The organism is Streptomyces sp. NPDC052064 (assembly GCF_055585925.1).
Genome location: NZ_JBVJJE010000022.1, coordinates 21455 through 29002, shown reverse-complemented (window position 1 = coordinate 29002; position 7548 = coordinate 21455). Strand labels below are relative to the sequence as shown.

Genomic DNA, 7548 nt, shown 5'->3' with positions numbered 1-7548 from the left:
GGATCCGCTGGGAGAGACGCGACGACATCCACGAAGCCTTCCTCGGCCTCGCCACCTGCCTCATCACCCACCGCCACGTCCAACGCCTTTGTTAGAACCTCTTAGGTCAACCGCGCCGCTCCTTGGACGGCTACAGCACGACGCTCTCCTGGTTTCCTGCTAGAGGAACCGCCGGACGGGGGTGACGGCGATCTCCTTGGCCCGCTGGAGGGCCGCCCGCCGTTTCCACCGCGTCAGGTCGATAGTGACGCGGCGGACAGCGTCGCGGCAGTCGCGTCCGCCCGCACGTCGCCGGCTACGCGGCGGGTGTGAGTGTTCGGCGCGGCCGAACAGCAGGACGTAGCCGGTGGGAAGCTGGTGGAGGATGCGGGTGATCAGGTCGGGGTCGTGAAACCGGGTCTCGCGAGCCAATCGCTCGATTCGGTGATGGCACCACACTTGTTGCATCCGATACGGTCAGCGGTATCGGCGCTGAGCTGCACGGACACCTTCCTCACCGCCTCGCGCCACACGGCTTCGCCCAGAGAATCCTCTGTGTCAGTGGTGCATGGCGCCGGCCATGGAGAAGTGGGGCCCGGGCGTGCGGTACATCAACACGCGCGCCTGACGAGCACCTTCAACAGTCCGTAGGGATACCCCTGAAGCCCGGACCGAGCCCGCGACGCCTGGGCGGCCTGCGCCCCGGGCCGCCCAGGCTACGGGCACCGCCGCCGCTCCGTCTCGCCCGGGCGGCGGGTCGTTCACAGCGATGCCCAGGCGTCGGCGCGCCTGGGCGGTAGCGGCCGTCACCGCGGCGAGTGCCTGCGCGAGTTCCTCGTCGGCGCAGCCAAGGGTCTCGGTGAGGGTGTCGATCGCGTCGAGGACGTCCTTAGCGGCCACCGTGCTCCAGCCCGTCGGGCCTGCGAGGTCCGCGAGATGGCACGCGCTCTCGGCCGTCTGCTCGGCTGCCTTCTCCACCCCGGGCCCGGCCTGCGCCGACAACTCCATGACTACTCAACGACCGTTCCGCTCGCAAGGGACCGGCGAGCAGTGTCACACGGGAAGATCCCGGGGGAGGGCGATACCGTCCCTGCACGTGCTTCGTGGGGGCAGTGCACAAGCCTCTGTGGGCGCGGGTACTTGACTGCCGAGGGGCCCTGCGTCAGAGCGGGAGGGTCGTCACAGCCAGGGCGGCAGCGGCGGCTGGGGGCGGGTTGCCCTGCCGGTCACCCAGGCCAGGATCTCCACGGCAGGGGCCTTGGCCACAGTCAAGGCCCCTGCCGTCGTGGGGCCGAGGTGCCAGGTGGTCTCGCGGTCGGTCGGCGCGAGGCGGACCGGCGGGCAGCCGGGGCGGGTGGAGAGGGTGCCGGTGACGTCGTCGAGCAAGGTGTCGACGAGGTCGGCGGGCAGGTCGGCGAAGGTCGTACCCGCCGCGAGGTCGACCGCGTGCAGCCACACCTCCCGTACGCGCATCCAGGGGATCTCGGCCGCCGGTATGTCGCGGCCGAGGGCGCTGCGCACCCGGGCCTGCCAGGCCGCCTCGTCCAGGGCGGACAGGTTCTCGTCCAGTGCCGCGGCCGTGGACTTCAGCTCCTGGCGCAGATGCGTGGGCGGGAGCGCCGACGACGACTCGATCTCCCTCGCGCGCTGCTCCCGGTCGGCGTACATCGGAGTCGGGACGCCGGTCCCGGCCCAGGTCGCGAGGCGGGTGAGGGCCTCCGCGTTGCGGGCGACGTGGCCGAGGACGTGGGCCCTGGTCCAGTCGGGCAGGGTGCTGGGGGCTCGCAGCTCGTCGTCGGTCAGACGGCCGGCCGCTGCCAGCAGCACGGCCGTGCCCTGACGCATCCAGGGCAGAGTCGCGGCCAGGTCGTGCCGGTCGTGTGCGGTCATGTCGGGTGCGGTCATGACGTGCCTCCGGAAGGCCTTTCGGCAGGGCTCTCGGCAGGACTGCCGGTAGCGCTGCCCGCAGTGCTTCCCAGGCGGGTCGCGATGTCGGCTCGTAGTGCCTTCTTGTCGATCTTGCCAACCTTGGTGGCCGTCAACTCCTCCACGACCACCAGGTGTTCGGGGAGTTTGAAACGGGCGACGCCCATCTGCTCCATGGCGGCCCGGATCGTCTCCAGGGACGGGGCCTCGTGGCCGGGTCTGGGGACGACGTAGAGGCAGACGCGTTCGCCGAGGACGGGGTCGGGCATCGCCACGGCCGCGACCTGGCTGACGCCGGTCAGCTCGTAGACGAGGTTCTCCACCTCCTCCGCGGAGACCTTCTCACCGCCCCGGTTGATCATGTCCTTGTCCCGGCCCTCGACGACCAGGTTGCCCTCGGCCGTACGACGACAAATGTCGCCGCTGCGGTACCAGCCGTCGGCGGTGAAGGCCCGCTGGTTGTGCTCGGGGGCGCGATAGTAGCCGCGCGGGGTGTAGGGGCCGCGGGTGAGGAGGGAGCCCGGCTCGCCGTCGGGGACGTCCTGGTCGAGCGGGTCGACGAGGCGCACCTCGTCGTCCGGGCACATCGGGCGGCCCTGGGTGGTGCAGATGACGTCCTCGGGGTCGTCGAGGCGGGTGTAGTTCAGCAGGCCCTCCGCCATGCCGAACACCTGTTGGAGGGTGGCGCCCAGCTGCGGACGTATCCGGCGGGCCAGTTCGTCGGCCAGGCGGGAGCCGCCGACCTGGAGGACACGCAACGACGCCAGCGGCTCTGCCCCGTGCCGCTCGGCGTGTTCCAGCCAGCGGCCCGCGACCGCCGGGACGACCGCGGTGTGGGTCACCCCTTCCTCGGCGACGGTCGCGAAGGCGCGGACCGGCTCCGGGGAGGGCAGCATGACGACCTTGCCGCCTGCCAGCAGGGTGCCGAGGATGCCGGGGCAGGCCAGAGGGAAGTTGTGGCCGGCGGGAAGGCTCACCAGGTAGACGGTGTCGGCGTCGACCGCGCTGACCTCGGCACTGGCGCGGGCGTTGTAGGCGTAGTCGTCGTGGGTGCGGGCGATCAGCTTGGGCAGACCGGTGGTGCCGCCGGACAGCAGGAACACCGCGACGTCGCGGCTGCCGGGGGCGGCCGCGTCCAGGCGGGCCCGGTTCGCCCGGTTCGCCGCCTGGTCCCCGGCCGGAGCGCACAGCGCCCGCAGGTCCACGCTTCCGGCGTCCACCTCGTCCCCGGCGACCAGGACGTGCCACGCTCCCCCGGCCTCCTTGCCGAGCTCGTGCGCGAGTGCCTGGTGGTCGAAGTCGCGCAGCCGGTCGGGGACGGCGATGGCGGCGGCCTCGGAGTGGGCGGACAGGTAGGCCAGTTCGACACGGCGGTGGGCGGGCAGGGCCATCACCGGGACGATGCCCGCGCGCAGGCAGGCCCAGGTCAGGACCGTGAACTCCCAACCGTTGGCGAGCTGGACCAGGATCCGTTCGCCGGGCGTGAGACCCAGGTCGAGCAGTCGTACGGCCAGAGCGTCGGCTCGGTCGGCGAGCTCGGCGTAGGTCAGGCGTACCGGGCCGTCGACCAGCGCGGTCGCCTCGGGTGTGCGGTCGGCGGTCTCGCGCAGCAGGTCACCGAGCGGGCGGCCGGACCAGTAGCCGACGGCCGTGTAACGGTCGGCTTCGGCCTGTGGCCAGGGCACCGTGCCCTCGCTGATGGGTGCGGCCATCAGTCACCACCTCCGGGTGCCGCTGATTCCAGCGGCGATACGGCGATACACACAGCATCCAGCGCCACGAGGCCCTGTGCGGTGAGCCGCAGCGGATTTATTTCGATCTCGGCGAGTTCGGGGCGGGCGGCGAGCAGGTCGCCGAGGGCCGCCGCCACCTCGCCGAGTGCGGCGGGGTCCAGTACGGGGCCGCCCCGCCAGCCGTCGAGAAGGGCGCGTCCCGCCAGCTCGGCGTGCATTCCGGCGGCGGCGCCGGGGCTCAGCGGGGCGAGCCGCAGAGCCACGTCGGCGAGCGCCTCGGCAGTGGTGCCGCCCAGGCCGACCAGGACGACGGGGCCAAACACCGGGTCACGGCGGGCGCCGACCACGAGGTCGACACCGGCCGGGGCCATCGACTCGACCAGGAACCGAGCGGCGCCGGGGGCGTCTTCGGAGACTTGCCCGGGGGCGCCTCCGGGAGCCGCCCCGGTGGCGCGGGCAGTGGCCGCCCCGGTGACGTGTCCGGGAGCCGCCCCGGTGGCGCGGGCGGCGGCCTCCTCGATCGCGTCGAGGGCGGTGTCCAGCTCGTCCGGTGTGCGCACGCCGAGCCGGACCCCGCCGATCTCGGTCTTGTGCAGCACAGCGGCGTCCAGCAGCTTGACCGCCACCGGTCCGGGCAGCTCGGCCAGCGCCCGATGAGCCGCCGCGCGGTCCGTGCAGGCCCGGCGGGGCATGGTCGCCACGCCGATCCGTCCGAGCAGTGCCTTGGCCTGGTCCTCGTCCCACGGGCCCGGCCCCGTTTCCACAGCCGGTCGGGACACGGGGGCCGCGTCGGCTGCCGTACGGCTCCTCGCGCGGGCGTCGGCCAGCAGCGCGCCGGTCATGGCGGCGAGCCCGTGCGGGTCGGCGGCCACCGGAACGCCCCGTTCGAGCAGGGCGCTGCGCACTCGCCGTACGTCCTCGCCCGCTCCGCCAACTCCGAGCAGCAACGGCACTCCGCCCCCGGCCGCGTCCACCGCGGCCACCAGGTCGAAGGCGCCAGGCTCGTGCAGCGCGTATCCGGCGACCAGGTGCACCGCCGGGTCGGCGGAGACCGCGTCGAGGACGGCCGGGAAACCGGGGCCGGGACGGCCGGTGTCCACCGGGTTGGCCTGGTATGTCAGCGGGGGAAGTACGGCGGACAGGGCGTCCCGCGTGTCCTTCGCCAGCTCGGGCACGGCGGCGCCCCGCCCGCGCAGCTCGTCCAGGAGCAGCAGCCCCGGTCCGGCCTGCGCGGTCACCACACCCACCCCCGGGTCGGCGCTCGCGGGCAGCCGCCGCAGGGACAGGGCGCAGGCCGCGTCGATGAGTTCGCGTTCGTCGTCCACCAGGACGGCGCCGGCCTGGGCGAGGGCTGCGCGCGTGGTGCGCCAGGAGGTGGCGAGGGCGCCGGTGTGGGAGGCGGCGAAGGCGCCGATGTCGTGGCGGCCGACGACCAGGGCGACGACCGGGCGGGTGCGGGTGAGGCGGGCGACCGCGTCCGTCAGGCGACGGCCGTCGGCGACCGACTCGATGTGCAGGGCGACGGCGGTGGTGTGCGGGTCGTCCGCGAGGTGGTCGAGGACGTCCTCGGCGGTGAGGTCCACGCCGTTGCCCAGCCCCACGGCGACGCTCACGCCGTGCCCGGCTTCGGCGAGCAGGAACGCCAGCGCGTGGTTGACTCCGCCGCTGGCCGCGACGACGGCGATCCGGCCGGCCGGTACGTCGGCCGCGCCGGGCACGAAGCTCGCGGTGAGCTCCCGGCCGGGCGTCAGGAATCCGGAGGTGTTCGGCCCCAGCAGCCGTACGCCGGTGAGGGCGACCACGTCGGCCAGCTCGCGCTGGTACCGCTGGCCGTCGGGCCCGGCCTCGGCGAAGCCGCCGCCGTAGATCACGGCGGCCCGCGCCCCGGCCTCGGCGGCCTCGGCGAGCGCAGCGGCGCACACCGGGGCCGGGACGCAGATCAGCGCGAGGTCCACCGGACCGTGCTCGGCGGCCTCGGCGACCGAGGCGTAGACACCGGAGGCCGGGTCGGGGTCACGCGTGTTGACCAGCGCCACGTGCCCGGGGAAGGCGGCCACCGACCGGGCCAGCGCCGCGCCCAGCTTCGCGGGATCGCGAGAGGCACCGATCACGACGATGCCGCGCGGCGCGAACAGCGCGTCGAGCCTGCCGGCGGCTTTGGTGGGCGCGTCCTGCCCGGTCCCGGCACGCGCCCCGGCGGCGTCCGCGCCAGGTGCCACGGCCGTGGTCGTGGTCGTGGTCGTGGTCGTGGTCGTGGCCCGCCCCGCCTGCGGTTCCATAGGTCCTTCTTCCGTGCCCGTCACTGGGTCACCTCCCAGGACGAAACCGTGTCGGCGGAGGCGCCGACCAGGTCAGCCCGGCCTGACAGGACGGCCGTGAGGGCGCGGTCGCGGTCCAGCTGGTCGTCGAGCAGGAGGGCGGGGAGAGCGTGGTGCAGGCGGGCCCGTTCGGTGAGCAGGGACCGGGTGTGGGCCGTGCCGCCGCGGACGGCGACGAGGAGCGGGCCCGCCGCCGCGAGATCCGCGAGGCGTTTGTGCGCGGCGGCCAGGCCGGGCTCGTCCTCCGGTGCCGTGATCAGGGCGCCCCAGGGCTCCTGCTCGGTGTCCGGCGCGGACGGCGCGGACGTGTGCAGGGGCAGCGGGTCCCCGGTGCCGCCCACCGCCGCCGTGGCGCCGGGCTCGACCAGCATGACCCGGCTGGGCAGTCGCAGGGCGCCGAGGTCGAAGGGGGTGTCCAACGGCTCGGCTCCGTGCCGTGCCCGCCACTGGTCGTGGCTCGCCCGCACGAAGTCCGGTGCCCGGCGGGCCAGGCGGGCGTCGGTGATGCTGCGGGAGAGGAAGTGGTACGCGAACTGCCACGGCTCGAAGGCGTCGTGGTACTCGCCGAAGTGCTCCCACCAGCCCAGACTCGGCCGGGCCGCGTTCTGGATCGCCTCGACCGAGGGGCGGGCGGCGGCTTCGTACGCGGCGAGGGCGGCCGGGAGGTCGTCGGCGTGCTTGGTGAGCGCGGCGGCGAGGGCGATCGCGTCCTCCATGGCCATCTTGGTGCCGGAGCCCACCGAGAAGTGCGCGGTGTGCGCGGCGTCGCCGAGCAGCGCGACCGGGCGCGGCTCGGTGACGTACCAGTGGCGGGTGCGGCGGGTGCGGAAGTTGCCCCAGCGGGAGTTGTTGACCAGGAGCCGGTGGCCGTCGATCTGGTCGGCGAACAGCTCCTCCAGGTACGCCTTGGTGGCCAGGTCGCTCGGGCCCGGCGGCCGGGTGACGTCGAAGGCGTCCAGTCCGGCGGCCCGCCACGCCGTCTCGTCGGTCTCGACGATGAAGGTGCTCAGGCGGTCGCCGATGGGGTAGCCGTGCACGGCGAAGACGCCGTGCGGGCCGCGCTCGTGGACGAAGGTCAGGCCGTCGAACATGTAGTCCGTGCCGAACCAGATGAACTTGGCCGTCGCCGTCTCCACGGAGGGCTGCAGCCGGTCCTCCAGCGCGGTGCGGAGTCGGGAGCCGGTGCCGTCGGCGGCGATCACGAGGTCGTACCCGTCCAGGTCGTCCAGGTCCACCTCGGTCTGGAACCGCAGGTCCGCGCCCACGGCGCGGGCCCGCTCCTGGAGCAGGCCGAGCAGCGTACGGCGCACGATCGCGGCCATGCCGTTGCCGCCGCAGCGGATCCGTTCGCCCTTCAGCCGGACCTCGATCTCGTCCCAGTGCCGGCCGTGCGCGTCCAGCGCCTCACGGAGCACGGGGTCGGCCTCGTGGATGCCGGCGAGCGTGCGGTCGGAGAAGACGACACCGAAGCCGAACGCGTCGTCGGCCCGGTTGCGTTCGAAGACCGTCACCTCGGCCGACGGGTCGGCCTGCCGGACGAGCGCGGCGAAGAACAGCCCTCCGGGGCCGCCGCCGACGACAGCGATACGCAT

At 73.8% G+C, this 7548-nt stretch carries 5 protein-coding genes and 2 pseudogenes; 1 reads left to right on the top strand and 6 read right to left on the bottom strand.

The features are described 5' to 3' along the window. Positions 1 to 95, top strand: a pseudogene (locus ACZ6TU_RS38345) (IS5/IS1182 family transposase); the annotation flags it as partial. A gap of 200 nt (positions 96 to 295) precedes the next feature. On the opposite strand, the pseudogene ACZ6TU_RS38340 reads toward ACZ6TU_RS38345, so the two are convergent. From ACZ6TU_RS38340 to ACZ6TU_RS38315, 6 genes and pseudogenes are all read right to left on the bottom strand, one after another. After that, a pseudogene (locus ACZ6TU_RS38340) lies at positions 296 to 384 on the bottom strand (DUF2267 domain-containing protein); the annotation flags it as partial. A gap of 153 nt (positions 385 to 537) precedes the next feature. Next, a complete protein-coding gene (locus ACZ6TU_RS38335; protein ID WP_467682075.1) occupies positions 538 to 987 on the bottom strand; it encodes a hypothetical protein in 450 nt (149 codons plus the stop codon). A gap of 171 nt (positions 988 to 1158) precedes the next feature. Continuing rightward, entirely contained in the window at positions 1159 to 1884 is a 726-nt protein-coding gene (locus ACZ6TU_RS38330; protein WP_467682077.1) for a maleylpyruvate isomerase family mycothiol-dependent enzyme, read from the bottom strand. Further along, positions 1881 to 3617, bottom strand: coding sequence for a (2,3-dihydroxybenzoyl)adenylate synthase (locus ACZ6TU_RS38325; RefSeq protein ID WP_467682079.1), 1737 nt, complete (start codon positions 3615 to 3617; stop codon positions 1881 to 1883). The genes ACZ6TU_RS38330 and ACZ6TU_RS38325 overlap by 4 nt, the downstream gene beginning before the upstream one ends. After that, the gene (locus ACZ6TU_RS38320) at positions 3617 to 5917 is read right to left on the bottom strand and encodes an acetate--CoA ligase family protein (protein ID WP_469553415.1); all 2301 of its coding nucleotides are present in this window, start codon (positions 5915 to 5917) and stop codon (positions 3617 to 3619) included. Before ACZ6TU_RS38320 ends, ACZ6TU_RS38325 begins: the two co-directional genes overlap by 1 nt. A 20-nt stretch (positions 5918 to 5937) precedes the next feature. Then, the gene (locus ACZ6TU_RS38315; protein WP_467682083.1) at positions 5938 to 7548 is read right to left on the bottom strand and encodes an FAD-dependent monooxygenase; all 1611 of its coding nucleotides are present in this window, start codon (positions 7546 to 7548) and stop codon (positions 5938 to 5940) included.